We start from the raw sequence: 25,791 nt of genomic DNA on the forward strand, positions 1-25,791 counted from the left end.
GCAGGGAAGGCCTCTTTTCTGAGGGCAGGCCATAGGCGACGCGGAATGGCAAGAGCTCCGGAACGCTGTGCGCTTGACTTCCCGGCAAAAGACTCATTAGCATCCTTTATTACAAGATATATTCTCTTATTATGGATTAATCTTGCAACGAGGGGTAACGCCAATGAGCGAGACAGATGAAGGCAAGAGGCTTCTGCTGAAGGGTGGGATGGTCGGCGGCCTGGCTCTGGCGGTCGCGGCGAGCACGGCCCGTGAGGCCGCGGCGCAATCTGCGCCAAACAGCCTGCTGCGCACGGTGCTGGATCGCGGCAAGCTGATCGTTGGTACGGGCTCCACCAATGCGCCCTGGCATTTCGAAGACGAGAAGGGCCAGCTCGTCGGCATGGACATCACTATGGGCCGCATCCTAGCCAAAGGGCTATTCGACGACGCGAGCAAGGTCGAGTTCGTCCGGCAGGACGCGGCCCAGCGCATCCCGAACATCAATACCGGCAAGGTCGACATCGTCATTCAGTTCATGACCATGTCCCCGGCGCGTGCCCAGCTCATCGCCTTCTCGCGCCCCTACTATGTCGAGGGCATCGCGCTGCTGACCCGGCCGGACAGCGACAAGAAGAGCTTCGACGCCCTGCTCAAGGCCGGCTCCTCGGCCCGCGTCTCCATCCTGCAAAATGTCGATGCCGAGGCCTCGGTCAAGAAGGTGCTGCCGCAGGCGACCGTGATGCAGATCGACAGCCAGGCCAACGTCATCCTGGCGCTCGACTCGAAGCGCGTCGATGCTGCCGCAGTTGACCTCTCCACGGTCGGGTGGCTCGCCAAGCGCCATCCCGACAAATATGTCGATGCCGGCAAGTCCTGGAACACGATGCTCTACGGCGCAGGCATGAAGCAGGGCGATCCCGACTGGGTACGCTTCGTCAACACCACCTTCGACATCGCGATCTTCGGTCACCAGAACGAGCTCTACGACGCGGCGGCGAGGGATTATTTCGGCGCCGAGCCGCCGCAGCGCCAACCGGGGCTGCCGCGCTTCTGACCATTCCACGCTTCGCACAAGGAAGGGCGTGGCTCACGCCCTTCCGTCCTAGATGCCCGGCTGACCTTCGGGACCATGGCGAACTATCACTTCAACTTCGCAATCGTCTGGCGCTATGCCGGCAAGCTGTTCGAGGGGCTCCTGCTCAGCCTCGAACTGGCGGCGGCGAGCATCGCAATCGGCATGGCGATAGGGCTCGTGCTGGCACTGATCAGCCTCGACGGACCGAAATGGGCGCGTCCCCTGATCGCGGCCTATGTCGAATTCGTCCGCAACGTGCCGCTGCTATTGCTGGTCTACTTGGTCTTCTACGGCATACCCAGTGCCATCGACCTGCAGTATGACGCGATCACCTCCTTCGTCGCGACGCTCTCGATCTATTCCGGCGCTTACCTCGTGGAAGTGATGCGCGCGGGGCTGGAGGCCGTACCGCGCGGGCTGATCGAGGCCGGCAAGTCGATCGGGCTCACGCCGATGAAGGTGCTCTGGCATGTTCGCCTGCCGACCGCGATGCGTATCGCCCTGCCCTCGCTGTCGAACACCTATGTCTCGCTGTTCAAGGACACCTCGATCGCCTCGGCCATCGCCGTTCCCGAGCTGGCCTATGGCATGCGCTGGATCGAGACCCAAACCTTCCGCACGGTCGAGGTCTATCTGCTCGCGACGCCAATCTACCTGATCACTAGCTACGCCATCCTACTGCTGCTGCGGCTCGCCGAGCGGCGCTACTCGGTCGCACGGTGACGGCATGGCGACGCTGATCCATACCCTCCCCTTCCTCGTCGACGGCCTGCTGACGACCCTGCTGGTCTCGGCCTGCGTCATCGTGCTGTCGCTAATCATCGGGCTGCCGCTCGGTTGCGTGCTCGCCTTCGGGCCGCTCTGGGCGCGCGCGCCGATCCGGCTCTACGCCGATTTCGTGCGCGGCGTGCCGATCCTCGTCCTGCTCTATTTCGTCTATTATGGGTTGCCAGCGATCAAGGTGAACCTGCCCAGCCTGCTCTCCGCTATCGTGGCGCTGACGGCGTTTAAATCGGCGCAAATCATCGAGATCACGCGCGGTTCGTTCCAGTCTATCCCGTCCGGCCAGACCGAAGCCGCCAAGGCGATCGGGCTGTCCCTGTTCGACCGCTTTATTCATGTGTTGGCACCGCAGGCCGTGCGCCGTTTCCTGCCGCCGTTCGTCAACAGCGTCGTCGACACCGTAAAGGGCTCGTCGCTGGTCTCACTGCTGGGGATCGTCGACTTGATGCTGTCGCTGCAGCAGGTGATCGGGCGCACCCACGTGGCGCTGCCGCTCTATCTCATCGGTGCGCTGATGTATTTCGCCATCAACTTCCCGCTCTCGGCGCTCAGCCGCCGGCTTGAGAAGCGCTTCGTCTGAAAAGGAGGCATCCATGGCCAAGACGGATGCCCGTGCTTCCGCCGAGACACCGGTTATCGCGATCGAGGGCCTGACCAAGTCCTTCGGCGCTCATCAGGTGCTGAAGGGGGTCGACCTCCGCGTCGGCAGGGGCGAGGTCGTTGCCATCATCGGCCCCTCCGGCAGTGGCAAGACCACGCTGCTGCGCTGCATCAACTTCCTTGAAGAGTACGATGGCGGCTCGATCCGGATCGACGGCACCGAGGTCGGCTATCGCGACGGTTCGGGCGCCCGTAGACGCCGCAGCGACCGCGAGCTCGCCGCCATCCGCGTGGATGCGGCGATGGTGTTCCAGCAATTCAACCTCTTCCCCCATCTCACCGCCGCGCAGAACATCATGCTCGGCCTGATGAAATCGCGCGGGCGCTCCAAGGCCGAAGCGCGTGCCATCGCCGAGAAATGGCTCGCCCGCGTCGGGCTCGCGGCGAAGGTCGATGCCCTGCCCTCGCAGATGTCGGGCGGCCAGCAGCAGCGCGTCGGTATTGCGCGGGCGGTCGCGATGGAGCCGAAGGTGCTGCTGCTCGACGAGATCACCTCCGCGCTCGATCCCGAGCTGGTCGGAGAGGTCCTGGCCGTGGTGCAAGAACTCGCGGCCGAGGGCCGCACTATGATCCTCGTCACCCATGAGATGGCTTTCGCGCAGGAGGTTGCGGACCGCGTCGTCTTCACTGACCAGGGCCGGATCGTGATCGATGCCCCGCCCGCAAAGGTCTTCGGCGAGCAGCCGCATGAGCGGTTGCGTTCATTCCTGTCGCGCTTCGTCGGCTTCCGCCCCAATCCGGCGTGAGGAGACCATGAACGCAGTGCTTTCCACCTTTCCCGACACGACGCCCTACAGGCGGCTGGCAGAACTCGGCCTGACGCTGCCGGAGCTGCCGAAGCCGATCGGCAACTTTGCCACCCACGTCCAGGAAGGCGGCCTGATCTACCTCTCCGGTCAGGGGCCGACGCATGAGGATGGCCGGCTCCACACCGGCAAGGTCGGTCGCGATGTCAGCGTCGCCGAGGCCTACGACCATGCCCGGCTGACCGGCCTAAACCTGCTAGCCGTGCTACATGAGGCGCTGGGGGATCTCGGCCGCGTGCGGCGCGTCGTCAAGCTGCTCGGCATGGTCAATGCCGAGCCAGATTTCAGCGACCACCCGGCCGTCATCAATGGCTGCTCCGACCTCTTCGTCGCCGTGTTCGGCGAGGCCGGGAAGCACGCCCGCTCGGCGGTCGGCTTCGGCTCGCTGCCCAGACAGATCACCGTCGAGATCGAGGCGATCGTCGCCATCTCATGACTGGGGCGAATGCCCCGCCGCCCGCCGTCCAGGAGAGTGCCATGTCTGCTTCCGATATCCGTCCGTCTCTCGGCCTGCGCCCCGTCATCAACGTCTCGGGGACGATGACGGCGCTCGGCGCCTCGATCGTGGTGCCGGAGGCGATAGCGGCGATGACGGCGATCCTGCCGCAATTCGTCGAGATCGACGATCTCCAGCGTAAGGCTAGTGCCGTGATCGCGCGGCTCTGTGGTAGCGACGCCGGCTTCGTCACCGCCTCCTGCTCGGCCGGGATCACGCTCGCGATCGCGGGTGCCATGACGGGCGACGATCTCTATGCCGTCGAGCAACTGCCGGACGTGAGCGGCCTCAAGGACGAGGTCGTCGTGATGATGGGCCATATGGTCGGCTATGGCGCGCCTGTCGACCAGGCAATCCGGCTTGCGGGGGCGACGCCGGTCGTCGTCGGGCAGGCCACCAGCGCCCGCGCCTATCAGCTCGCGGGCGCGATTTCCGAGCACACTGCGGCAGCCCTATATGTCGTCTCGCACCATACGGTGCAGTACGGGTTGCTCCCGCTCGACGAGTTCGCGGCGATCTGCCACGAGCGCGGCGTTCCGGTCATCGTCGATGCGGCCTCCGAATACGATCTGCGCGGCTTCCTCAAAGCCGGCGCCGACATCGTGCTCTATTCCTCGCACAAGTTCCTAGGTGGGCCGACCGGCGGCATCGTCGCAGGCCGCAAGGCGCTGGTCCGGGCCGCTTTCATTCAGAATGGCGGCATCGGCCGCGGCATGAAAGTCGGCAAGGAAAGCGTGCTCGGTACGATGGCGGCGCTTGAGGCCTGGGAGACGCGCGACCATGTCGGCATCAGGGCGCGCGAGCAGCGCGCGCTCGATCTCTGGCTCGCCCGCTTTACGGACCGCCCCGGCGTAACCGCCGTGATCGAGCCCGACCCCACGCACAACCCGCTCGACCGGATGAAGCTATACGTCAATCCAGAGCAGGCGCATATCACGGCATGGGACCTGGCTGACGCGCTGGCGCGCGGCGTACCGCCGGTGATCGTGCGCGACCATGAGGTCGAGCACGGCCATTTCTTCCTCGACCCCTGCAATTTGCATCCGGATCAGGAAGAGATCGTTGCAGAGCGCATCGTCGCAGAGCTGGAGACGGCGCGGCGTAGCAACACGATCATCGCGTCGCCGCTGATCGAACGCCGCAACCGGCGCGCCGCCTCGCTGGCGAAATGGCCGGATTAAAAACCGGCGTGTCGGTCGTCATGCCATTCGATACCATCATCCAGGCAGTGACCCACGCCCGGCCTCGGTCATCAAGCTCGACATGACGGACCGGCTGACCGTGGGCCCAGCATGCCGATTTCGCGATCATCCACCGATCGCCAGCGATCTCGAAGCGACCGATTCCAATGGCGACGTCTCGCGGCTGGCGCGACTGTTCGAGCCGCGCCATGCCGTGTTCGGCGCCGAGGCGATCACGGCGAGCCATTATGTGCCGCGCCCACAACGGTTCGTCCGGGACAGCCACGAACTGCCTTGGCGTTGACTTGGCGACCGGCAGGGATGAAAGCGCAGTAATGAGCAATGCCACGACGACGCAGACAAGCGAAGACCGACCGGAAGCAACCGGGCAGCGGCGTTCACGCGTCAGCGGCATCGACCGCGCCGTGCAGATCCTCGACCATCTCCAGCAGGAGGGGCGGGCGCTGACCGCCTATGAAGTCGCCCGCGCCATCGGCGCGCCACTCTCGACCGTCTATGCCATCGTCGAGGACCTCATCGACAAGAACCTGCTGACCCGCTCCGGCGATGGCGGCGTCTGGCTCGGTCCCAGGCTCTATCATTACGGCCTCGCCTATGCCCGCGACCTCCAGGTTATCAATGTCGCAACGCATGAGATGCATGTGCTGGCGCGCGAGGTGGGCGAGACCGTGCAGATCTGTGGCCGCGACAGCGGCATGATGGTGGTCGAGGCAATGGCTGAGGGACCCGGCCATTTCGTCATCACCTCGCGCGTGGGGACGCGCGTGCCGCTGAACTGGACGGCCTCTGGCCGCCTGCTCGTCGCCGGGTTGGACGAGGCGGAGCGACTCGCGCTGTTCCGCAGGAGTGCCAAGGCTTCACCAACCGGACGCGCCGTCACCGACCCTGCCGCCCTGCTCGCGCAAGCGCGCGACGCGCTCGCCGTAGGCGTGTCTATCCAAGCAGGGGAATCGGACTACGCGGTCGCCTGCATCGCCGCGCCGGTATTGGACGAGGCTGGCGCATGCCCGATCACCATTTCGATTGTTCTGCCCGAGTTCCGCGTCAACGAGGACCCTTCGCATTTCGTCGAAGCAGTTCGGGCAGCTGCCCGTCGCATCGAGGACAAGCTCGGCTGGCGCACCGGAAGTCTATGATCTTCCCTTACACAATTGAATTCGCGAGCGGCGGTTTCGTCCAGTGGCCCTGATGCTGTGTTCATCCTGCGCATTTCGGCCGGACGCTATGGTAAGCACGAGTGGCGCACCGCCGATGGCGTTGGACTGCGGTTCAATGAGAGGACTGCCTCCGAGCGCTTAGCGTTCCCTAGCGCCCGCCCCCCCTAGGCTTGCAGACAAGCCATGAGATCCTATCTAGCAAGCTCCGCAATGGACGGGGGTTCTATGCCATCGACGACCCGCAGCTTTCCTGGCGTGTTGAATTCTAAGGAGCTTCTCGTGGCCGAAGCCATTCAAGCACGGGCATGGGCCACATTGGTCGTCGAAGGCCGAGCGGCTGATGATGCGACGGCGCAAGCGAAGCTCGGCCGGATCGTGATAATGCTGATGGCGGACCGGTCGCAATCAATTGGTAGCCTGGCCACGGCGGCAATCGCTGCATTTCAAGAAGACAAGTCATAGGAGCCAGTCAGAAAGCCTGAGGGTTCGCGAGCCACTGGCCACACGCCAAACCGACCCGACCATGATCCGCCCCCCGCCGAGAGGTTCGTCGAATGCTAGTGAGCGGCTGGCCCAGTCCTTCGAGAAGGCCACTAACATAGGCGCCGAGACAAACGGGGCTACCTGAAAACGCCGTTCCAAGCGCGGCGTTCTCACCGATAGTCCGGAAGTTGGGCGTTGGCCGCATGCCCTTCCTGCGAACTTCGTTGGCTTTCGGCCGAAACGGACGGCAGCGCTCGCGAATGAAGACGGCTAGGATCACCGCATGAAAGTGGCATCCACCCAGATCGACCTGTTCGATGACGCACCGGGCTATCGGCAGACACCGCGCCCGGCTCCGAGAAAACGCCGACCCGATACTGCATCGCCTCCACTGGTCGATGATGAAGCGGTCGCACAACGGCTGGAGCAGACCGGGCATTTCAAGGTGCTGCGAAAGCTCATGCCTCGTTCAATCATTCCGCGTGCGCTGAGCTCCTACCCAAAGCTCGCGGTGCTGGTGGATACCGAAACGACAGGCCTGCACCCTACCCGCGACGAAATAATCGAGATCGGCGCGGTGAGCTTCACTTACGACGACGATGGCATGATTGGGGATGTCGTCGCAGTGTACAGCGGCTTGCGCCAGCCATCAAAGCCGATCCCCGCGGAGATAACACGACTGACGGGTATTTCGGACCAAATGGTCGCCGGTCACGACATCGATATCGCCGCACTCGATGCACTGATCGAGCCGGCGGATCTCGTCATCGCCCACAATGCTGCGTTCGACCGTCCGTTCTGCGAGGCGCTTTCACCGACCTTCGCTTCGAAGGCCTGGGCATGCTCTGTCACGGAAATTCGGTGGGCTGATCTGGGCTTCGAAGGCAACAAACTCGGATACCTTGTCGGTCAGTCCGGCCTATTTCATGAAGGCCATCGGGCAACAGACGATTGCCATGCCCTCCTGGAAGTTCTGGCCAGACCAGCCGGCGAACATGGGGCGCGACCATTCTCGGAGCTATTGCAATCGAGCTTTCAGAGCAGAGTTCGCGTATTCGCTCAGAACGCTCCCTTCGATATGAAAGACCACCTCAAAGCAAGAGGCTACCGCTGGTCGGATGGGAGCGACGGAAGGCGGAGAGCGTGGTGGATCGAAATCGACGAAGAGGCCTATGACGACGAGCTCCGTTACCTCCGTACCGAGATTTACTGCTGGGAAGATGCCGAGCCGCTGTCTCAACGACTAACGGCGCTCGATCGATTTCGGGCGTGACAAGGAGCGCCTCCGGGAGGCCTCCGTCGCCAACCCGATAGATTGTCCGCTGCATTGAGGGTTGGTCGGGGCCATCGACGTCGGAAGCAGCCGCTTGTTGCAGAGGGGCACAGAAAGAAGGTGTCGACGCGGGCCACAACTTGACTCCGAATATTTTATTGTTCTCATTATGTTCTCATTCAGGGAACAAAATCCGTGTCCGCCCAGCCAGCCGAACAGCAGGCCGAAGACCTGTCGCACGAGCACGAAATCGAGGCCGAGCGTGCAAAGGGAACTCGCACGGTTTGAGGGATCGCAGATCCAAACCGTGGCCCTGGTCCACAACCGTTCGGGCGATGCGAGTTCATCAGGGCCGCACTCGCGTCCGGCAGCCCGAGACTGTGCTGATCGCGACACCTCAAGATCCGAATTGGACAGGTCTGCACGTACCCAACTCGGCAGCCATCCAGGCTGGTCGCCGTCGGAAGCTCTAACCTTCTTGCGGCGCTGAGCAGCCACCCTTCGATGATACTCGCATCCGAGGTGCGATGTGTCTTCGCGAGCCCTATTTGCTTGGTGCGAGAAAAGCGCCGCCGGCTTTGCCGAAATGCCGCAACCACGGCCTACACTCGGTGGTTGCCCCACCTAACCGGGCAAGGCATTCCTCAGATTAATTCGGTTCAGATCAAAGTGAATTCGCGCAGCCATGTCCAATTGCTTTCTTTGTAATTATTCCAATGAAGTAATGCGCATCCAAGGTTGCCACGAACTTAGCTCGAATGCTAACTCGATCATCTATGGCGAAATTTGGAATTTCGGCGCCGGTTCGCGCGATTTGCCTGCCGCCGAGATACTTTCGGGATTCAGACAGATGAATTGTTCTCAGCGCGCAATTGTTCGGAATCACAAAAACGAGCAACGTTATCATCGAGTTGCGACCCGCGCCGCGTTCGGTGCCACCTCGAGCCATGCCGCGATGCTGGCGCTCCTGGCCGGCGGCGCTTTCCTCGCGCTGCTGCATGCCTCGCCCGCAGCTGCTCAGAGCACTACGGCATCTGACCCGGTCGTACTGCCGACCATCGAGGTATCCGGCGAGCGTCCGGGCGCTCTGCCGGAGCCATATGCCGGAGGACAGGTCGCCCGTGGCGGGTCGCTGGGCATCCTCGGCACTACCGATGTGATGAACACGCCGTTCAGCACCGTGAACTTCACCGAAAAGCTGATCCAGAACCAGCAGGCGCGCACGGCGGCCGATACGCTCCTCAACGATTCCTCGGTTCGTCTCACCACGGCGAGCAACGGTTTCGACGACACGCTCCAGATCCGCGGGTTTCAGGTGAACCAGCAGGATATGGGCTTCAACGGTCTCTACGGGCTGATATCGTCGAACCGTGCGAACGCCCAGTACATTGAGCGGATCGAGCTGTTGAAGGGACCGGCTGCGTTCATCAACGGCATCCCGCCGGGCGGCAGCGTCGGCGGCAGCGTCAACATCGTCTCGAAGCGCGCGGTCGACGAGCCATTCATCCTGGTGACGCCGACCTTCCTCAGCTCCGGCAATTACGGCGTGCTCATCGACGCCAATCGCCGTTTCGGCGCGAACAAGGAGTGGGGCATCCGTTTCAATGGCGTCGCGCGCAACGGCGAAGCCTCGATCGAGGACGGCAACTGGCGCAGCGGCATGGCGGCCGTCTCGTTGGACTACCGTGGCGAGCGTCTGCGCTGGGCACTCGACGCGATCACCCAGAACGACGACACCAAAAATTTCCGTCCGCAGATGACGCTCCAGTCGACGGTGCCGTTCATTCCGCGCGTTCCTGATCCTCGGGGCAACTGGTATCCGGGCACAGATCTGAAGCAGCGCGACCACACGATCGCGAGCTTCCTCGAATATGACCTGACGGATTGGCTAACCGCCTATGGCGGCATCGGCTATCGGCGGGGCACGAACGACCAGACCTTCCCCGATTCGCGCGTCACCGGCTTCACCAGCGGCGCCGATCAATTCGGCAATTTCCGCCTGATCAACGCATATTACGATTCCTATACCGACACCGTCAGCGGCAATGCCGGCCTGCGTGCCAAGTTCAACACCGGCCCGATCAGCCACAACTTCAATCTCGTCTACACCGGCTACCAGCAGGAAGCAGGCAACGCCTATCTGGCGAACACGCCCGCACAATCGCTGCCATCGAATCTCTACAATCCGACGCGGCTGCAGTTCGTGCCGGGCGTCCGGACCGACCCGCGCAAGGCGAGCGTCACGACGCTGAACAGTTTCGCCATCGTCGACACCATCTCTCTGTTCGACGAAATGCTGCAAATCACCGGTGGTGTGCGCTATCAGGAGGTCAAGCAGCAGGGTTACAGCACGGCGACTGGGCTGCCCACGACGCTCTACGAATCCGACGCCACGACGCCGCTGGCGGGCATCGTCATCAAGCCGTGGAAGAATGTCTCGGTCTACGCGAACTACGCCGAAGGCCTGACCGCAGGCACCATCGTCGGTGCCGGCTACGCCAATACCGGCGAGATCCTGGCGCCTTACAAGTCCGACCAGCAGGAAGTCGGCATCAAGGTCGACTGGGGCAAGATCACCACGACGGCCGCGCTGTTCCAGATCTCGCGCCCGAATTCGGTCCGGACCCCAGCCAACACGCTGGCTTATGACGGCGAGCAGCGCAATCGCGGCCTGGAGCTTTCCGCGTATGGCGAGATCGTTCCCGGTCTGCGTGCGCTGACGAGCGTGACCTTCCTGCAGCCGGAATTGACCAAACCGACAAACCCGCTGGAGCGCGGCAACGACGCTGCCGGGCAGCCCAACTTCACGGCTTCGGCCGCGCTGGAATGGGATACACCGTGGGTGCGCGGGCTCAGCCTGAATGGGCGCGTTATCTACACTGGCGGCTCGTATCTGACGACCGCGAACACCGTGAAGTTCCCGGATTGGACGCGGGTCGACCTCGGTCTGCGCTACGAGACGGCGATTTTCGACAAGCCCATAACCTTCCGGTTCAACGTCGAGAACGTGTTCGACGAGCGCTACTGGCTGACCACCGGCACCTTCGTGACAGTGGCCGCCCCCCGGACCTTCGTCGGGTCGGCCTCGATCAAGTTCTGATCCGGCGCGTGGAGCGGCGTCAGGTTCGAATCGGCCCGCCCGTTTCGGGCGGGCCACCGCATTCCAGGGCGCAGATCGGGTCTGTGTCGACAAGGCGATGGCGCCCGCAGTGAGTTTGTCGTCAGGACCCGCGCTCGCACCAAAGGGGGCGATCGGGTCCGTGATGAGCCCTTCGCCTAGATCGCCCTCAGGCAACCAATAGGAGCGCTGCAATGCTGCGACTGTCTCAGGCCCTGCGCGTGGCCGTCGTCACGCTGGCCCTTGCTGCACCGCTGGGCGCGGTAGCACAGGAGCCGACTTATCCCATCACAATCAAGCATGCCCTCGGCACCACCGTCATCAAGCAGAAGCCGGTGCGTGTCGCCACGGTCAATTGGGCCAATCACGAGGTCCCACTCGCGCTGGGTGTGGTCCCGGTCGGTTTCGCAAAGGCCAATTTCGGCGATGACGACGGCGACGGGTTGCTGCCCTGGGTCGCAGCGAAGCTGAAGCAGCTTGGGGTCAGCAAGCCGACGCTGTTCAACGAGGGCGACGGGATCGACTTCGAGGCGGTGGCGGCGGCACGGCCCGACGTGATTCTCGCGGCACATTCCGGCCTGAGTCCGAAGGACTATGCGATGCTCAGCCAGATTGCACCGGTCGTGGCCTATCCCGAAGCGCCGTGGACGACCGCCTGGCGAGACATGATCCGCCTGAACAGCGCCGGCATGGGCATGGCCAAGGAAGGCGATGCCTTGATCGCGAAGCTCGAAGCCGAGATTGCCCAGACAACGGCCGCCTTTCCCGAGATCAAGGGCAAGTCGGCGATGTTCATCACCCATCTGAGGTCGCGGGATCTGAGCACGATCAATTTCTACACGACCAACGACACGCGCGTGAAGTTCTTCGCCGACCTCGGCCTTACGGCGCCGAAGAGCGTGGTCCAGGCTTCTACACCCGGCAAGTACTCCGGCTCGATCAGTGCCGAGCGGGCCGATATGTTCGAAGACGTCGACATCGCGGTCACCTATGGCGGGCCCGATCTGCTGCCGGCGCTGGCGGCCAATCCGCTGACTGCGAAGGTGCCGGCCATTGCGCGGCGCTCGGTGGTCGTTCTGAGCAACAATCCGCTGGGCACCGCAGCCCATCCGACGCCCCTGTCGATCTCCTGGGTGCTGAAGGACTATGTCGGTCTGCTCGCCGAGGCTGCCCGCAAGTCGCAATGACCGCATCCTATTCGCCTGCCCCGGCTGGACGCGATCCCAAGCGCCGTGACAGACATCGCAGCTGGTGGCTGCTTGCGCTGCTGATCCTGCTGGCGATCCTAGTCGCAACCTCGATCGGGGTGGGCACGCGTGAGGTGTCGCTCGCCGAGATCATCGGCGCGCTGCAGGGCAGCACAGCCGGCAATGGCGAGTCGGCTGTCGCCGTGCGCATTCCGCGCACCGCGCTGGCCTTTCTGGCCGGTGCAGGGCTCGGACTAGCGGGGGCGATCATGCAGGGCGTGACGCGCAATCCCCTGGCCGACCCCGGCATCCTCGGTGTCAATGCGGGTGCGGCGCTCGCCGTCGTCATTGCGGTCGCCTGGTTCGACATCACGTCGTCGGAAGCCTATCTCTGGACGGCGATTGCAGGTGCGGGACTCGCGACCCTGTTCGTCTACCGGGTCGGATCGCTCGGCCCCGGCGGCGCCACGCCGCTGAAGTTGACACTGGCAGGCGCCGCGACCTCCGTCGCTTGCGCGTCGCTGGTCATCGCGGTCGTCCTGCCGCGCAACGATATCGCCGGCGGCATCCAGTCCTGGCAGCTCGGCGGCGTCGGTGGTGCGACCTTCGAGCGGATCCTCCCCGCCTTGCCCTTTCTGGCAGCCGGTTTCGCGATCAGCCTACTGTCGGCGCGCAAGCTCAATTCGCTGGCGCTGGGCGACGATCTTGCGGCGGGGCTCGGCGAGCAGGTCGCGCTGGCGCGGCTCGTCGCTTCGGTCGGCGCCGTGCTGCTCTGTGGCGCGACCACGGCGCTGTGCGGACCGATCGGCTTTCTCGGGCTGGTCGTGCCGCATATCTGCCGGCTGCTGATCGGCGTGGATTATCGCTGGCTGCTGCCGTTCTCTGCCCTGGGCGGCGCCTCCCTCCTACTCGCGTCGGACGTGGTCGGGCGCATTATCGCGCGGCCAGCCGAGATCAAGGTCTCGATCATCACCGCCCTGATCGGCGCGCCCTTCTTCATCTGGATCGTCAGACGCCAGCGGGTCAGAGAGCTATGACGCAGCCATCTTCCGCCGCTACGCTATCCTCGACGGCCCGCCAGCGGCGCGCCCTGCGCCACCGCGTCGTGATCGGCATTCTGTGTATCCTGGTTCTCGGCCTGTTCGCGCTGACGCTGATGCTCGGACAGTCCTTCGTACCGCCCACCGTCGTCCTGCGTGTCCTGATGGGCGAGATGGCGCAGGGCGCAAGCTTCCTCGTTGGCGCGCTGCGCCTGCCGCGCGCGCTGCTGTCCCTGCTCGCGGGAATCAGCTTCGGCCTCGGCGGCGTCGTGTTTCAGATCATGCTGCGCAACCCGCTGGCGAGCCCAGACATCGTCGGCATCACCTCGGGAGCCAGCGCCGCCGCGGTGTTCGCGATCATCGTACTCGCGCTGAGCGGCCCGGTCGTCTCGATCATCGCGATCGTTGCCGGACTTGTCGTCGCGCTGCTGATTTATCTCCTCGCGGCCCGAAACGGCGTCGCCGGAACGCGGCTGATCCTGGTCGGCATCGGCGTTGCTGCGATGCTGCACAGCGTCACGGCCTATATCCTCTCGACAGCCCCCGCCTGGAACCTGCAGGAGGCATTGCGCTGGCTGACGGGAAGTCTCAACGGCGCCCAGCTCGGCGATTCCGGTTATCTGCTGCTCGCGCTCGTCGTGTTCGGCGGGATGCTTCTATGGCAGCATCGGGATCTCGAAGCCCTGCGCCATGGCGATGACACGGCCGCCGCGCTCGGCGTCAGGATATCTCGGACCCGGATCATGGTGGTGATCGCGGCGGTGGGAATGATCGCCTCGGTAACCGCGGTCACCGGCCCGATCGCCTTCGTTTCCTTCCTGTCCGGACCGATCGCTGCCCGGATCATGGGCCCTGGCGCGCCGCTCCTGCTCGCCGCCGCGCTCGTCGGCGCCGTGCTCACTCTCGCCGGCGACTATGTCGGCCAGTTCTTGATGCCCGGGCGCTATCCAGTCGGGGTGGTGACGGGAGCGCTGGGTGCGCCCTATCTGCTCTACCTGATCATCCGCATCAACCGGAGCGGCAGGACCCTATGACGACCGCTTCCATCCCCAGCCTGATCGTCCGCGATCTCGCAGCCGGATATGGAGACAGCGAGATTCTGCGCTCCATCGACCTGACGATCCCGGCCGGAAAAATCACCGTCATCGTCGGCGCTAACGCTTCCGGCAAGTCGACGCTGCTGCGGACGATGTCGCGGCTGCTGATACCGAGCCGAGGCGAGGTGACGCTCGGCGGCCGGTCTGTCCACGCGATCCCGACGCGCGAGCTTGCGCGCCAGATCGGTCTGCTGCCGCAATCGCCGATCGCGCCCGAGGGCATCCTCGTCGACGATCTCGTGCGGCGCGGGCGGCATCCGCATCGCGGCCTGTTCAGCCGCTGGAGCGCGCGAGACGAGGAGGCAGTGCAACGGGCCCTGACCGTCACGCGCACGGCGGATCTGGCCGAGCGGGCGATCGACGAACTGTCCGGCGGGCAGCGCCAGCGGGTCTGGATCGCGATGGCATTGGCGCAGGAGACCGGCATCCTCCTGCTGGACGAGCCGACGACCTTCCTCGACATCAATCACCAGGTCGAGATTCTCGACCTGCTGGTCGACCTCAACCGGACGCGAGGGACGACCGTCGTCATGGTGCTTCACGATCTCAATCTCGGAGCGCGCTACGCGGATTATCTCGTGGCGCTGGCGGATGGGTGCGTGCATGTCGCCGGCCCGCCGGAGCAGGTCCTGTCCGCGGACACCGTCAACACCGTCTTCGGGCTCCAAAGCCACATCCTGACCGATCCGACGTCCGGCAGGCCCATGATGCTGCCGATCGGCAGGCATCATATTCTGGATGAACCCCAACGTGCACAGGAACACGGCGCATGAGCCACAGCACATCAGTATCGATGACGGGTGTGGCGCAGTCCGCGCATGTCGCGCGGCTCCTCAACGAGATGTGCGAGCATTTCATCGAGCATGCCGAGGTCCGGCGCATCGGCGACGAAGCCATCATGACGAGCAAGCTTGGCGTGGCGACCTTTCGCTTGCAGGGAGAGAAGCTATCCATCGCGCTGAACGGGCCATCGGAAGCGGCACTGCAGATGGCGCGCACCAGCATCGCCGAGCACATGTTCTACTTTGCCGGATCCGATCCGCTGGAAATCAGTTGGGCGGACACGGATGCGGCCGCTCCCTCGCGCATGCCCAATCTTCACGAGGTCACGGTCCTCGGAGCCGAGGACGTTACCCCGCTGATGCGGCGGGTTAAGTTCTCTTGCGCGGATGTGACTCCGTTCATCGGCGGCGACATGCATGTGCGCCTGCTGATACCGCCCAAGGGGAGAAAGCCCGTCTGGCCCGGGTACCGGGCCGATGGTCGCGTCGCCTGGCCTCGCGGCGAGGATGAGCTTGCGGTACGGGCCTATACGATCCGGGCCGTCGATGCGGAACGCGGCGAACTCTGGATTGACTTCCTGCAGCACTTCGTGCCCGGCACACGCACGCCTGGCGCCGAGTTCGCCCAAGATGCCAGGCCCGGCGACCTCGTCGGATTGATGGGGCCGGGCTCGGGGGCTTTGCCGGTCGCCTCCTCGATCCTCATGATAGGCGACGAAACCGCGCTGCCCGCGATCGCACGCATTGCTGCGGAAGTATCGGCCGATACCGAAATCACTGCCATTATCGAGGTCGCGGACGCGGCCGAGGAGCAAATGCTGCATTCAGCCGGGCGCTTGAATGTGCGTTGGCTGCACCGGGGCAACGACGCCGAAAAGGCGAAAGGCGTTTTGCTTCGGGCTGGCAAGGACGCAATCGAAGCAGTGTCGGCAGACACCTTCGTCTGGGCTGCTTGCGAGAAAGAAGACATCCGCGCGATGCGAACGCTGCTGAACAGGCGCAAGCATGATCGTTCACTAAAGTATGTCGCCTGGTATTGGGAACGGTAGCACCAGAAGTGCCAGACGTTGGTCCGGGCGCGCTGCGCCATAACCTGACATTCCCCGGATGCCCGAAACCGGACGTCGGAAAACGAGACGCTTATCCGTAAACTACAGCAGCACGCGCCTTCGCGTATCGGGCGAATCCGATCTTGATGGCGACCAGCACGGGGGCTGAGACCACGAACAGCAGGGCTACTACGTTGAAGGCCGTGTCGAAGGCGATCACAGTCGATTGACCTGTCACGGCACGGCCTAGCAGGCTCGCCGCTGCCCGGCTGGCCGCCGCCGCATCCATGCCCTTCGCCGTCAACATCGCTGCCGTGGCCGTCAATCGTTCGATGACGGCAGGCTTTCCCGCTGCGACATTGGCACCAAGGACCGCGAGATTGGCGACGGTGTGGTGGTCGATCAGCGTCTGCAGCGCCGCAATCCCCATAAGGCCGCCGAATTGGCGGCCGGTGTTGAAGAGGCCGATGCCGCTGGCGAGCCTGCGGTCGTCGAGGTGGCCGAAGCCGATCAGCGTGATCGACAGGAACAGGAAGCCCAGGCCCAGGCCGCGCAGTAGCACCCCTGTCATCATCTGGTCCGCCCCACTCTCGCTGGTCGAGCCAGAGAGCAGCCACATCGCGACCATGAGGGTCAGGATCCCGAAGGGCACCGTGGCGAAGGGCGGCAGGCGGCGGAACTGCACGAGCAGGGCGACGAGGAGGAGCGCGCCGATGAAAGGTGCGCCGCTGGGCAACAGGAGCCCGCCGGCCTCGCTCGGTGTGAAGGCGAGGACGGAGACGGCGAACGCCGGGATCAAGAAGGCACTGCCGGACAACGCGGCGCCCGCGACGAAGCTGACGATGAATGCGAAGGTAAAATCGTTCGGTCCGAACAGAGTAAAGTCGAGTAGGCCCCGGCCCTTGGTCATGGCCTGCTGGGTGAGGAAGGCCAGCAGAGCGGCGGCACTGATCACCGTCAGCCAGAGGATGCGCGGCTCCTCGAACCAGTCCCACCGACTGCCCTGCGTCAGCACATAGGTGAGGCAGAAGAAGGTGAGCGAAATCAGCGCGAAGCCGAGCCAGTCGAACGGACGGGGCTCGGGTTTGGCGTGCATCGGGCCGTCCGCCATCAAGAGGAGCCCGGCAGCTGTGAGGGAGAGCGGCACGATGCTGAAGAAGATCCAGGTCCAGGATTGGGCGTCGAGCAGCCAGCCCTGAAGCGCCGGAGCGAGCGTCCCGGGCGCGACGACGGCACCCATCGCGAACAGGCCCTGGAGCAGAGGCTGGTACGAGCGCGGGAAGCCCAGAAAGATGATCGCCTGGCCTGCGACGAGCAGGGCGCCGCCGGAGAAACCCTGGACGATCCGAAGCGCGATCAGCAGGTCGAGACTGGCCGTCATGGCGGCGATGCCCGACACCAGACCCATGGCCAGGATCGCGGCGACGAGCACGCTGCGTGGATAGATGCGGTTCATCAGCCAGGGAGCGATCATGAAGCCGATGAACTTGAACGTGATGTAGCCGATGTCGAGCCAGGCGAACTCGTCGGGCGTGGCGGAGGTGTCGCCGATGATGTCGCTGCGTCCGAGCGACAGGACGGTGCCAGCGATCGCCTCGGTCAACGCAGCGAGCACGATGCCGGTGAGGAGCAGGGTCACGGCCGCAGTGCTGCTGCGGTCCGGCATGGCGGTGGGGGCCATGGTCATGGGCTGCCTCGCGGAGCGATCTCGACACGCGCCGACAGGCCGGGCACGAGGCGGCCGGGCAAGGGGGTGCCGACGAAGCGGATCTTCACCGGGACGCGCTGGACGACGCGCACGAAGTTCCCAGTCGCATTGTCGGCCGGAAGCAGGCTGAAGGCGGAGCCGCTGCCGGGCGCGAAGCTGTCGACGATGCCCTGGAGCCCCTCGTTCGGATAGCCGTCGACGGTGATCCGGACCTGCTGGCCGGGCCGGATCTGCTCGAGCTGGGTTTCCTTGAAGTTCGCCACGACCCAGACATCGTCGACCGGGACGATGTCGAGCAGGGAGACGCCCGGCGCGACCAGCCGGCCGATCCGGACCTGGCGGTTGCCGACGACGCCGCTGACCGGCGCGCGCACGACAGTGCTGTCGAGATCGATCTGGGTAAGATCGCGCGCGGCCTGCGTCTGCGCCACGGCGGCAACGGCCGCCTCGCGCTGCGTGGTCAGAACGGCGATGCGCTGCTGCTGCGCCTCGATCGTCGCCGAGACCGCTGACAGGTTCGCCTCGGCCCGCGAGCGCGCCGCGTCGCTTTCGTCGAGCAGGGCCTGGCTCACCGCATTGCTGCGGATGAGTTCGCGACGTCGGCCCTGCGCCCGTGTGGCGAGGGTCAATTCGGCGATGGCGGCCTGCTTCTGCGCCTCGGCCTGCCGGACCAGAGCGTGCTGGAGCTTGGTTTCGGCATCGACATTGGTGACGCGCGCCTGCGCCGCCTCAACATTGGCGACGGCCTGCGCGAGCTTCGCGCGATAATCGGAATCGTCGATCCGGAACAGGATGTGGCCGGCCTTGACCGCCTGGTTGTCCTCGACCTCGACCGCGGTGACGTAGCCGGCGATCTTCGGCGCCAGCGAGGTCACATCCCCGCGCAGATAGGCGTTGTCGGTCGCCTCGCCGCCCGAACGGGCATTGGCCCAGCCGGCGGCGCCGGCCGCGACCGCGCCGAGGCACAGCAACACGCCGACGATCTTTCGCTTCTTGGGCCGCGTTGCAGGGGCGGCATTCCCGGAGCCTTCGTCCGTGACAACGATGCTCTTCTCTTCCAGGGTGTCCATGGTCCTGCTCCCGTTGAAGGCCGACCGCTGCGATGCAGCGCGGGCAGCCGCGAGCCCATCGCCGGGGCGAGAGCTCGGTCAGCTCATTTCTTGACGAACTTGGTCAGCTCCGTGTCGTCGATGTCGACGACGAACACGGCCAGGATGCGAGCAGGCTTCGTGTCGCTGGCGTTCGCGCTGACGCCGTGGAATGCACCGGGCTCTTCAGCCCAGTTTTCGCCAGCCTGGTAGACCTTTTCCGGCGCGCCGTTGACGCTGCTGCGGACCGATCCCTCGAGGACCGTGGCATAGATGAAGGCCGATTTTGCGTGCGTGTGGGCCGGCGAGCCGGCGCCCGGCCCGTATTCGACCAGCACGCCCCGCAAGCTCTTGCCGGGCACGTGCGGAAGCGGGCGATCGAACACAGTCGTTATCTTGCCTGCGGGCCGCTCCTGGGCCGGGGCCGCGGTGATCGCGAGCGCAGTCAACCCGAGAGCTGACAATAGGCGTGTGAACATGGCAAGTCTCCTTGATGCCAGCGACCATCACTCGCCGCCGGGGATCGGAGGCGAGACCTTCGCTTAGCGGCTGGCCGGCTGAGCCTTCGACTGACTGAGCCATTCCTCGAAACGGATCGCGCCGATCCGCGGGTTCTCGCCGGGCGTGAGCGAGCGATCGGAGAGGATGCCGCCGTAGTAGCGCGCGTGGATATCCGGAACGACCTTGCGGGGGTCCTGTGTCGCCCGCAGGAAGCGCCGGCCCAGTTCGTCGAGCGGCATGGCTTCCGGACCGGCGATTTCGATCGTGCCGTTCACCGGCGGGGCGAGGGCGGCATCGGCGAGTGCCGCCGCGACGTCGGTCGACGCCATCGGCTGGATCAGGGCCGGAGACAGGCGAATCTCCTCGTCCACGATGGCCGACTGGACGATCGCGCCGACGAACTCGAAGAACTGCGTGGCACGCAAGATGGTGTAGGGGATGCCGGAGGCCTTGATGAGGTTTTCCTGGGCGACCTTCGCCCGGAAATAGCCGTTGTCGGGCAGGCGCTCGCTGCCGACGATCGAGAGGGCGACATGGTGGCGCACGTCGGCGGCGGCTTCCGCGGCCAGCAGGTTGCGGCCCGACGTCTCGAAGAAGTCGAGGACGGCCTTGTCTTCCCAGACGGGTGCATTCGCCACGTCGACGACGACGTCGGCTCCATCGAGCGCCTCTGCCAGGCCCTCGCGGGTAATGGTGTTCACGCCGGTGTTTGGCGCAGCCGCGAGCGCCTGATGGCCACGCGCGCCGAGATTCTGCACGAGCTTCGATCCGATGAGGCCGGTGCCGCCAATGACGACGATCTTCATGGGCTTTCTCCGTTTCTCCCGACCGCAACCATTGCCGCCGACATGCTGGAGAGTGCCCGGACGCTCGCGGGAGGTCCTTGCGGCGGGCTTGAATTGCCCTTCAAGGAAGCTTGGTTTCTTGTCCAAGATGACGCCTTGCGGCAGAAGGGCGAGCCAGGGCGCTGTCAGTCTTGGATTACTCTCGACCAACCGCCTCGGTCAGCGAAACGACCGTATTCGGCCAAGGGACGACCGACGTGCAATTCGCGTTTGGAGATAACGTGCTCGACCCCGAGCGCCGGGAACTGACCCTGCGCGCGCAGGTCGTGACCGTGGGGCCGCAGGTCTTCGACTTGTTGCTGCATCTCGTCAGGAACCGTGACCGGGTCGTCAGTAAGGACGAGCTGCTGCAGGCGGTGTGGGGCGGCCGGATCGTCTCCGAATCCACGATCACGAGTCACATCAACGCGGTCAGGAAGGCCATCGGCGACAATGGCGACGAGCAGCGCCTGATCCGGACGATCGCCCGCAAGGGTTTTCGCTTCGTCGGCGAAGTCGACCAGGCTGTGGAAGAAGGACTGCCGATCGGAGCAAGCGTCCTCGAACGGGCCGCAATCAAGGCGACGGAACCGCTCTCCGCGCAGCTCCCACCGGTCAAGCCCTCCATCACCGTCCTGCCGTTCCAGAATCTGAGCGGCGATCCTGAACAGGAGTATTTCGCCGACGGCGTGGTGGAGGACATCATCACCGCCCTGTCGCGCATCCGCTGGCTATTCGTCATAGCGCGCAATTCAAGCTTCGCCTTCAAGGGCCGGGCAGTGGATGTGAAGGAGATCGGTCGGGAGCTCGGCGTGCGCTACGTCCTCGAAGGCAGCGTCCGCAAATCCGGAAGCAAGGTGCGCATCACCGGGCAGCTCATCGATGCCACCGCCGGAACGCATCTCTGGGCGGAGCGCTTTGAAGGTACGCTCGACGACATTTTCGAATTGCAGGACCGGATCGCCGAAAGCGTTGTCGGCGCGATCGCACCGCAGCTTGAACGCGCGGAGATCGAACGCGCCAAACGGAAGCCGACGGAGAGCCTCGACGCCTACGACTATTACCTGCGCGGCACGGCGAAGCTGCACTACGGCACTAGGGACGCGATCGAGGCGGCGCTGCCGCTCTTTTACAAGGCCATAGAGCTCGATCCAGACTTCGCATCGGCCTATGGCATGGCGGCCTGGTGCCATCTGTGGCGCAAGGTCAATGGCTGGATGGTTGATCGTCCGCGCGAGATCGCCGAGGGCGTGCGGTTGGCGCGGCTGGCGGTCGAATTCGGCCGGGATGATGCGGTCGCCCTGACACGCGCCGGCCATGCGCTCGGTCATTTCACCGGCGACCTCGATGGCGGCATCGCGCTTATCGACAGGGCTGTGCTCCTCAACCCCAATCTGGCCCCCGCCTGGTTCCTCGGCGGCTTCCTAAGGGCCCTAAATGGCGAAACGACCGCCGCATTCGAGCATTTCGGACATGCGGTTCGGCTGAGCCCGCTGGATCCCGAGATGTTCAGGATGCAGGTCGGAATGGCGCTGGCGCATTTCTTCGCTGGGCACTTCGATTCCGCGGTGGATTGGGCCGAGAAGGCCGCCGGAAACCTTCCCAGCTTGCTCGCTGCGGCTGCCGTAATGGCAGCGAGCCATGCGCTTTCCGGCCGCATCAATGAGGCGAAGCAGGCGATGGAACGCCTGCGTGCGCTCGATCCATCCATGCGCATAACAAGCCTCAGAGACTGGCTTCCGATCCATCGCTCGGAAGATCTCGCGCGGTTCGCGGAGGGATTGCGGCTGGCCGGGTTACGTGAGTGACGCGACCCATTGGCTCCGGCGGCTTTATCTTTTCGAGCAAATGCCGGAGTGGTGTTCCGGCCGCCGATCAGAACACGAGCTTGCGCCTACGTCCTTGACGAAAGGTCGAACGCGCGCAAAGCACGCCGTTCTGCCCGCCAGGGCTTCGGCCGTGCGCCACAGGCTGACTCTCAGCCTCTGCCCGAAAGCTAACCTAAAACTCGGCCGCACGAGCTCCGCTTACGCCGCGCTACCCAAGCGGTCCAGCAACCATGCGATCCCCCCATCCGCAATTGCAGCGTTAGGCGCGACGGCATTGAGCCGAAAGCGGGGCAGAGGCAGTGGCGCGTCTAGGCTCACCACACCAAAGCGCGTGCCGTGGAGTGCCGCAAACCGCCTCGGTATCGCCGAGATCAGGTCACCCTCGGCAAGCGTGGCGAGCGCGAACATGAAGTTCGGAACGGTCAGCGCGGTCCTGCGGGAGCGCCCAATTCTGGCGAGAGCCTCGTCGACGAAACCATAAGGGTCGCCACTCAGCGAGACCACGAGGTGCTGTGCCTGACAGTATCGTTCCAGCGTGGGCTCTTCGGCGAATGGGTTTCCTCCACGCATTGCGATCACGAAGTCTTCTTCATAGAGGAGCTGCTGATGGAAGCGGACCGGAATGTCGTCGCTGGGTATGATGGCGATGTCTAGGGACCGCGTTTCCAGATCGATGAAAGCGTCCCGCCAGGCTCGATCCGGAGCGGTCTCCCCCTGCAAAGGCAGCAGCTGACGCACACTGATATCGAGGCCGGGCGCGTCCTCGCGCAGGCTTTGCAGCAGAGGCGGCAGAAAGACCGCCGAGACGCCGTCAGGCGCGCCGATGCTGAAGCGGCGCGTTGATGTCGCTGGATCGAAGGGTGCGGCCGTCGAAACGATGGCACGCACGCGCGCTAGCACATCCGCGATCGATGCCGAGAGTTCGACCGCCCGGTCGGTTGGGACAACGCCCTTCGGCGTTCTGATGAAAAGCGGATCATTGAGCAGACGGCGTAGTCGACCTAGCCCGTGGCTGACTGCGGATGGGGAAAGGCTGAGCCGTACGGCCGCACGACCCACATGGCGCTGATCGAAGACAGTTTCGAACAGGATCAGCAGGTTGAGATCGATACGAGATAGATCAATCTGATTCAGCATCTAGCTGAAATCATATCATTGGATTCATTACCTTCAAGCTGCGAGCCTCCTTGCTGAAGCCAGAGCAACTTTGGCCTTCGAACAGAACCTGCAGGAGAATCCCATGCAAAGCACCCGACGCGGACTTGTCTTTGCGGCCGGCGCCGCCGGGCTTCCATGTCTTCTGGCTGGGGCAGCCCGATCGGAAGGGAACGCTTCAATCGACGCTGCGGTGGCGGATCTGGTGCAGCGATCGGAGGAGGCGAATGCTGCGCTGTTGCGTGGCGATGTCGGTGCCTACCGGGCGCTGATCACGCTCTCGGACGATTTCACGTTGATGTCCCCCTTCGGCGGGAAGCCATCTCGCGGACCGGACATCAACGAAGAGACCTGGAATGCCATCGGCCGGTTCTTCAGGAACGGCAAGCTCAAGCAGCAAGTCATCCAGGCTTACGGCTCGGCTGACATGGTGGTTCTCGCTCTGATCGAGCATGCACACGCCGAGGTCGGTGGCTTGCCGGCGCAGGACTGGCCGTTGCGCGTCACCCTGGTCTATCGACGAGATTACGCCGAATGGCGGCTGGCCCATCGTCATGCTGACCCTCTTGTTCCACCTATCGCGTTGGAACGAGCGGCGGCTCTCGCGCGAGGCAGCTGAGACGGTTCTTGTGAGGGCTGCGCCAGAAGCGGACGTCGCCGCTTTTCCCGAGAGCGGACGCGTGTGGTTCTGACGCGAGATGCCACTCCAGAGCCCCTATTTTAGCGGAGTTTGGCGATGCCGATGCCATCGAGCTTCGCCCGATCTTTTATGGACTCTTCGCTACGCGTCATTGCTTTCGCAATCGCCTTCAGGGCCATGCCCTTTCCAGCCAGCAATTTCAGCTTCTGAAGCTCCTCAGAGGTCCAGGGTTGGCGGTGCCGTTCAAATCGCTCAGTCACAATCCACTCCTGCAGCGTCTCACACCTGAGGATCTACTCCATATCACCAACGCGATGAATTTGACCGCCATCTGCCGAGGTCAACTGCCAGCTCGCGCCCTAACCAGACATCGCATGCCTGCCAGAGGACGGACATTTTCCTTATGCCTATGCAACCAGCGCGCATGCGTTCGGGAAGCCCCCCTGCGCCTCCATTGGCCTGATGGCACTCCGGATTCGATTTCGTGCTAAGCATGACCGATGCAGAAGTGGACGCCTTGGCTGATCTGCCGGCAACCGTCGTCCGTCCATCGTGCTGCTGGCAACGGCGCTGGCCCTGGCATGACGCCTAGGACGATCGGGTCGCCGCGCTTCTCCGGCGCTGCGACCGAGCGGAAGGGCTGGGCGAAGGTGCTAGCGCTCGGCCGCTTCCTTCTGCTGCTTCTGCAAGTTCCGGATCAGGTTGCCGAGTGTCTGCCCGAGCCCCTCCATGGCGCGACTCTCGGCACTGTAGTCCGTGGTCATAGTTAGGGATGCGCAACGGCGTTGGTGGGAAAACCATCGGGCTTGACCTTTGCATTCGAGGATCGACGCGAGCGCGGAGTTCGCGCCATCGGCCACGACCCAACCGTCGAGGATCTGGCCGAGCATTTGCTGGTTGGCGGCCGTGCAGTCCGGCGAGAGCCGGAGAAGATGTTGCAGGTTGTCGGCCGCGACGCGGATGCGCTCGACGTTCAGGATCAGATCGACCGCATGAAGATGCGTCGGCAGAGCAAGCGCCTCCGTCTGCTGTCCGTCCTCGGCAACTTTGCGAAGCGGGAACTCGTGAACGGTCCCGCTCATCGCGTCGTCGCCTGGATGTTGGCGGCCTGAGCGGCAAGCGCAGTTCGGATCAGCACCCGGACCGTGCTGGAGAGCGACGTATCGCGACGGGCTGCTTCGACCTCGATGGCGCGGCGAAGTTCGGGGTCGGCAGCGAGCGTCAGTTGCTCGGTTCTCTTGCCTCGACTGGAATGCATCATGGCCTCCATTACTGGAGGACATGATAGCGGAATATCCAGAAAAATACATGAAATTCACCCAGTTATTCCAAGTCACGCCAAGTCATTCAGGGGCATTCACAATCATTCTTGGGTGTTCTCGGTTGACACCCATGGCGTCTATCGATCTGATTTCTGTTTGACCTTACTGCCAACGTTAATGGCGCACGAGCAACACGAAGAAGGACGAATAATCCGGCTAGGGAGAGTTTATGGCTCGGCTCTGGTTCAGTCCGGCGGTGTCTGTCGAAGGCGACGGACCTGACCCGACAATCGTCGTCAGTACGGTCGAAGGCGCGGCGGAGCAGTTGCTGACGTGGGCCGCCCAAGGACCGAAGTGGCACTCTGCTGTTCAAGTTTGCGCCGATGCGATGTGCGGCGGCGCGACCTCAAATCAGGCGCGGATCGCCTTCATCGCCGCGGCGGAAGAAGCAGGGCGGCTGCGAGAGGCAGTCAAAACCACCGCGCGCACCGGTTCTGTTTACGATCAATTGCCGATTTAGTTTGCGTCGCTAACAAGCCATGAACAGAATGCCTATGTCATGACGGAGGCGCTGGCGATGTATCGCAGAGACGT

Annotated in this window: 28 protein-coding genes; 19 read left to right on the forward strand and 9 right to left on the reverse strand. The window is 64.0% G+C overall.

Going from position 1 to position 25,791, the window contains the following annotated elements; all coding sequences use genetic code 11:
* Nucleotides 1-163 precede the first annotated feature (163 nt).
* The 10 genes from VGO04_RS06300 (at nt 164) to VGO04_RS06345 (ending at nt 7,917) form a co-directional block, all read left to right on the forward strand.
* Complete coding sequence (locus VGO04_RS06300; RefSeq protein ID WP_327495106.1) at nt 164-1,036, forward strand: transporter substrate-binding domain-containing protein; 873 nt, start codon at nt 164-166, stop codon at nt 1,034-1,036.
* Between the two features lie 75 nt (nt 1,037-1,111).
* Nucleotides 1,112-1,780, forward strand: a complete 669-nt coding sequence (locus VGO04_RS06305) for an amino acid ABC transporter permease (RefSeq protein ID WP_327495108.1) — start codon at nt 1,112-1,114, stop codon at nt 1,778-1,780.
* Between the two features lie 4 nt (nt 1,781-1,784).
* The gene (locus VGO04_RS06310; protein WP_327495109.1) at nt 1,785-2,420 is read left to right on the forward strand and encodes an amino acid ABC transporter permease; all 636 of its coding nucleotides are present in this window, start codon (nt 1,785-1,787) and stop codon (nt 2,418-2,420) included.
* A 13-nt stretch (nt 2,421-2,433) separates the two neighbouring features.
* Entirely contained in the window at nt 2,434-3,246 is an 813-nt protein-coding gene (locus VGO04_RS06315; RefSeq protein ID WP_327495110.1) for an amino acid ABC transporter ATP-binding protein, read from the forward strand.
* Nucleotides 3,247-3,253: 7 nt separating this feature from the next.
* Nucleotides 3,254-3,742 carry a RidA family protein gene (locus tag VGO04_RS06320; protein ID WP_257731863.1) on the forward strand — a complete coding sequence of 163 codons (489 nt, stop codon included), beginning with the start codon at nt 3,254-3,256 and terminating at the stop codon, nt 3,740-3,742.
* Nucleotides 3,743-3,783: 41 nt separating this feature from the next.
* Complete coding sequence (locus VGO04_RS06325) at nt 3,784-4,983, forward strand: aminotransferase class V-fold PLP-dependent enzyme (protein ID WP_327495111.1); 1,200 nt, start codon at nt 3,784-3,786, stop codon at nt 4,981-4,983.
* Nucleotides 4,984-5,065: 82 nt separating this feature from the next.
* Nucleotides 5,066-5,287, forward strand: a complete 222-nt coding sequence (locus VGO04_RS06330; protein ID WP_414650518.1) for a hypothetical protein — start codon at nt 5,066-5,068, stop codon at nt 5,285-5,287.
* 31 nt (nt 5,288-5,318) lie between these two features.
* Entirely contained in the window at nt 5,319-6,140 is an 822-nt protein-coding gene (locus tag VGO04_RS06335) for an IclR family transcriptional regulator (RefSeq protein WP_327495112.1), read from the forward strand.
* A 300-nt stretch (nt 6,141-6,440) separates the two neighbouring features.
* Nucleotides 6,441-6,623 (forward strand): hypothetical protein, encoded by a 183-nt coding sequence (locus tag VGO04_RS06340; protein WP_327495113.1) that lies wholly within the window; start codon nt 6,441-6,443, stop codon nt 6,621-6,623.
* Nucleotides 6,624-6,927: 304 nt separating this feature from the next.
* A complete protein-coding gene (locus tag VGO04_RS06345) occupies nt 6,928-7,917 on the forward strand; it encodes a 3'-5' exonuclease (RefSeq protein WP_327495114.1) in 990 nt (329 codons plus the stop codon).
* A gap of 664 nt (nt 7,918-8,581) precedes the next feature.
* On the opposite strand, the gene VGO04_RS06350 is transcribed toward VGO04_RS06345, so the two are convergent.
* Nucleotides 8,582-8,917 carry a hypothetical protein gene (locus tag VGO04_RS06350; protein WP_327495115.1) on the reverse strand — a complete coding sequence of 112 codons (336 nt, stop codon included), beginning with the start codon at nt 8,915-8,917 and terminating at the stop codon, nt 8,582-8,584.
* Between VGO04_RS06350 and VGO04_RS06355 the strand changes: the two genes are divergently transcribed.
* The 6 genes from VGO04_RS06355 to VGO04_RS06380 all read left to right on the forward strand — a co-directional run bounded on the left by VGO04_RS06355 (nt 8,873) and on the right by VGO04_RS06380 (nt 16,190).
* The gene (locus VGO04_RS06355; RefSeq protein ID WP_327495116.1) at nt 8,873-11,017 is read left to right on the forward strand and encodes a TonB-dependent receptor; all 2,145 of its coding nucleotides are present in this window, start codon (nt 8,873-8,875) and stop codon (nt 11,015-11,017) included. The genes VGO04_RS06350 and VGO04_RS06355 overlap by 45 nt on opposite strands.
* Before the next feature lie 212 nt (nt 11,018-11,229).
* On the forward strand, nt 11,230-12,222 hold the full coding sequence (locus VGO04_RS06360) for an iron-siderophore ABC transporter substrate-binding protein (protein WP_327495117.1): 993 nt from the start codon (nt 11,230-11,232) through the stop codon (nt 12,220-12,222).
* Nucleotides 12,219-13,259, forward strand: a complete 1,041-nt coding sequence (locus tag VGO04_RS06365; RefSeq protein WP_327495118.1) for an iron ABC transporter permease — start codon at nt 12,219-12,221, stop codon at nt 13,257-13,259. The genes VGO04_RS06360 and VGO04_RS06365 overlap by 4 nt, the downstream gene beginning before the upstream one ends.
* The gene (locus VGO04_RS06370) at nt 13,256-14,296 is read left to right on the forward strand and encodes an iron ABC transporter permease (RefSeq protein WP_327495119.1); all 1,041 of its coding nucleotides are present in this window, start codon (nt 13,256-13,258) and stop codon (nt 14,294-14,296) included. The genes VGO04_RS06365 and VGO04_RS06370 overlap by 4 nt, the downstream gene beginning before the upstream one ends.
* Nucleotides 14,293-15,132 (forward strand): ABC transporter ATP-binding protein, encoded by an 840-nt coding sequence (locus tag VGO04_RS06375; RefSeq protein WP_327495120.1) that lies wholly within the window; start codon nt 14,293-14,295, stop codon nt 15,130-15,132. Before VGO04_RS06370 ends, VGO04_RS06375 begins: the two co-directional genes overlap by 4 nt.
* Nucleotides 15,129-16,190 (forward strand): DUF2218 domain-containing protein, encoded by a 1,062-nt coding sequence (locus tag VGO04_RS06380; protein WP_327495121.1) that lies wholly within the window; start codon nt 15,129-15,131, stop codon nt 16,188-16,190. Before VGO04_RS06375 ends, VGO04_RS06380 begins: the two co-directional genes overlap by 4 nt.
* 91 nt (nt 16,191-16,281) lie before the next feature.
* On the opposite strand, the gene VGO04_RS06385 is transcribed toward VGO04_RS06380, so the two are convergent.
* From VGO04_RS06385 to VGO04_RS06400, 4 genes are all read right to left on the reverse strand, one after another.
* Nucleotides 16,282-17,877 (reverse strand): MFS transporter, encoded by a 1,596-nt coding sequence (locus VGO04_RS06385; protein WP_327495122.1) that lies wholly within the window; start codon nt 17,875-17,877, stop codon nt 16,282-16,284.
* Nucleotides 17,874-18,968 (reverse strand): HlyD family secretion protein, encoded by a 1,095-nt coding sequence (locus tag VGO04_RS06390; protein ID WP_327495123.1) that lies wholly within the window; start codon nt 18,966-18,968, stop codon nt 17,874-17,876. The genes VGO04_RS06385 and VGO04_RS06390 overlap by 4 nt, the downstream gene beginning before the upstream one ends.
* Before the next feature lie 83 nt (nt 18,969-19,051).
* A complete protein-coding gene (locus VGO04_RS06395) occupies nt 19,052-19,465 on the reverse strand; it encodes a cupin domain-containing protein (protein ID WP_327495124.1) in 414 nt (137 codons plus the stop codon).
* Nucleotides 19,466-19,528: 63 nt separating this feature from the next.
* Nucleotides 19,529-20,293, reverse strand: coding sequence for an SDR family oxidoreductase (locus VGO04_RS06400; RefSeq protein ID WP_327495125.1), 765 nt, complete (start codon nt 20,291-20,293; stop codon nt 19,529-19,531).
* A gap of 236 nt (nt 20,294-20,529) precedes the next feature.
* On the opposite strand from VGO04_RS06400, the gene VGO04_RS06405 reads away from it, so the two are divergent.
* A complete protein-coding gene (locus tag VGO04_RS06405; RefSeq protein ID WP_327495126.1) occupies nt 20,530-22,119 on the forward strand; it encodes a winged helix-turn-helix domain-containing tetratricopeptide repeat protein in 1,590 nt (529 codons plus the stop codon).
* A 219-nt stretch (nt 22,120-22,338) separates the two neighbouring features.
* Here the strand turns inward: VGO04_RS06405 and VGO04_RS06410 are convergent, their stop codons facing one another.
* Nucleotides 22,339-23,277 (reverse strand): LysR family transcriptional regulator, encoded by a 939-nt coding sequence (locus tag VGO04_RS06410; RefSeq protein ID WP_327495128.1) that lies wholly within the window; start codon nt 23,275-23,277, stop codon nt 22,339-22,341.
* A gap of 103 nt (nt 23,278-23,380) precedes the next feature.
* On the opposite strand from VGO04_RS06410, the gene VGO04_RS06415 reads away from it, so the two are divergent.
* Entirely contained in the window at nt 23,381-23,914 is a 534-nt protein-coding gene (locus VGO04_RS06415) for a YybH family protein (protein WP_327495129.1), read from the forward strand.
* Nucleotides 23,915-24,015: 101 nt separating this feature from the next.
* Here the strand turns inward: VGO04_RS06415 and VGO04_RS06420 are convergent, their stop codons facing one another.
* The 3 genes from VGO04_RS06420 to VGO04_RS06430 form a co-directional block, all read right to left on the reverse strand.
* Nucleotides 24,016-24,195: a hypothetical protein gene (locus tag VGO04_RS06420; RefSeq protein WP_206734954.1), complete on the reverse strand. Its 180-nt coding sequence runs from the start codon at nt 24,193-24,195 to the stop codon at nt 24,016-24,018.
* Nucleotides 24,196-24,588: 393 nt separating this feature from the next.
* A complete protein-coding gene (locus tag VGO04_RS06425; protein ID WP_327495130.1) occupies nt 24,589-25,017 on the reverse strand; it encodes a hypothetical protein in 429 nt (142 codons plus the stop codon).
* Nucleotides 25,014-25,193 (reverse strand): hypothetical protein, encoded by a 180-nt coding sequence (locus VGO04_RS06430; RefSeq protein WP_327495131.1) that lies wholly within the window; start codon nt 25,191-25,193, stop codon nt 25,014-25,016. Before VGO04_RS06430 ends, VGO04_RS06425 begins: the two co-directional genes overlap by 4 nt.
* A gap of 233 nt (nt 25,194-25,426) precedes the next feature.
* On the opposite strand from VGO04_RS06430, the gene VGO04_RS06435 reads away from it, so the two are divergent.
* Entirely contained in the window at nt 25,427-25,717 is a 291-nt protein-coding gene (locus VGO04_RS06435) for a DUF982 domain-containing protein (protein ID WP_327495132.1), read from the forward strand.
* The last annotated feature ends 74 nt before the right edge of the window (nt 25,718-25,791 follow it).

This window comes from Ensifer sp. (assembly GCF_035999185.1).
In the GTDB taxonomy this organism is placed as follows: Bacteria; Pseudomonadota; Alphaproteobacteria; order Rhizobiales; family Rhizobiaceae; genus Ensifer.

Coding starts and splice junctions, on each gene's coding strand:
- VGO04_RS06370 (WP_327495119.1), top strand. CDS start 13,256: ATGACGCAGCCATCTTCCGCCGCTACGCTATCCTCGACGGCCCGCCAG.
- VGO04_RS06300 (WP_327495106.1), top strand. CDS start 164: ATGAGCGAGACAGATGAAGGCAAGAGGCTTCTGCTGAAGGGTGGGATG.
- VGO04_RS06345 (WP_327495114.1), top strand. CDS start 6,928: ATGAAAGTGGCATCCACCCAGATCGACCTGTTCGATGACGCACCGGGC.
- VGO04_RS06310 (WP_327495109.1), top strand. CDS start 1,785: ATGGCGACGCTGATCCATACCCTCCCCTTCCTCGTCGACGGCCTGCTG.
- VGO04_RS06355 (WP_327495116.1), top strand. CDS start 8,873: ATGCTGGCGCTCCTGGCCGGCGGCGCTTTCCTCGCGCTGCTGCATGCC.
- VGO04_RS06415 (WP_327495129.1), top strand. CDS start 23,381: ATGCAAAGCACCCGACGCGGACTTGTCTTTGCGGCCGGCGCCGCCGGG.
- VGO04_RS06305 (WP_327495108.1), top strand. CDS start 1,112: ATGGCGAACTATCACTTCAACTTCGCAATCGTCTGGCGCTATGCCGGC.
- VGO04_RS06365 (WP_327495118.1), top strand. CDS start 12,219: ATGACCGCATCCTATTCGCCTGCCCCGGCTGGACGCGATCCCAAGCGC.
- VGO04_RS06385 (WP_327495122.1), bottom strand. CDS start 17,877: ATGACCATGGCCCCCACCGCCATGCCGGACCGCAGCAGCACTGCGGCC.
- VGO04_RS06325 (WP_327495111.1), top strand. CDS start 3,784: ATGTCTGCTTCCGATATCCGTCCGTCTCTCGGCCTGCGCCCCGTCATC.
- VGO04_RS06335 (WP_327495112.1), top strand. CDS start 5,319: ATGAGCAATGCCACGACGACGCAGACAAGCGAAGACCGACCGGAAGCA.
- VGO04_RS06330 (WP_414650518.1), top strand. CDS start 5,066: ATGACGGACCGGCTGACCGTGGGCCCAGCATGCCGATTTCGCGATCAT.
- VGO04_RS06395 (WP_327495124.1), bottom strand. CDS start 19,465: ATGTTCACACGCCTATTGTCAGCTCTCGGGTTGACTGCGCTCGCGATC.
- VGO04_RS06350 (WP_327495115.1), bottom strand. CDS start 8,917: ATGCAGCAGCGCGAGGAAAGCGCCGCCGGCCAGGAGCGCCAGCATCGC.
- VGO04_RS06425 (WP_327495130.1), bottom strand. CDS start 25,017: ATGAGCGGGACCGTTCACGAGTTCCCGCTTCGCAAAGTTGCCGAGGAC.
- VGO04_RS06400 (WP_327495125.1), bottom strand. CDS start 20,293: ATGAAGATCGTCGTCATTGGCGGCACCGGCCTCATCGGATCGAAGCTC.
- VGO04_RS06410 (WP_327495128.1), bottom strand. CDS start 23,277: ATGCTGAATCAGATTGATCTATCTCGTATCGATCTCAACCTGCTGATC.
- VGO04_RS06390 (WP_327495123.1), bottom strand. CDS start 18,968: ATGGACACCCTGGAAGAGAAGAGCATCGTTGTCACGGACGAAGGCTCC.
- VGO04_RS06315 (WP_327495110.1), top strand. CDS start 2,434: ATGGCCAAGACGGATGCCCGTGCTTCCGCCGAGACACCGGTTATCGCG.
- VGO04_RS06380 (WP_327495121.1), top strand. CDS start 15,129: ATGAGCCACAGCACATCAGTATCGATGACGGGTGTGGCGCAGTCCGCG.
- VGO04_RS06430 (WP_327495131.1), bottom strand. CDS start 25,193: ATGCATTCCAGTCGAGGCAAGAGAACCGAGCAACTGACGCTCGCTGCC.
- VGO04_RS06360 (WP_327495117.1), top strand. CDS start 11,230: ATGCTGCGACTGTCTCAGGCCCTGCGCGTGGCCGTCGTCACGCTGGCC.
- VGO04_RS06320 (WP_257731863.1), top strand. CDS start 3,254: ATGAACGCAGTGCTTTCCACCTTTCCCGACACGACGCCCTACAGGCGG.
- VGO04_RS06435 (WP_327495132.1), top strand. CDS start 25,427: ATGGCTCGGCTCTGGTTCAGTCCGGCGGTGTCTGTCGAAGGCGACGGA.
- VGO04_RS06375 (WP_327495120.1), top strand. CDS start 14,293: ATGACGACCGCTTCCATCCCCAGCCTGATCGTCCGCGATCTCGCAGCC.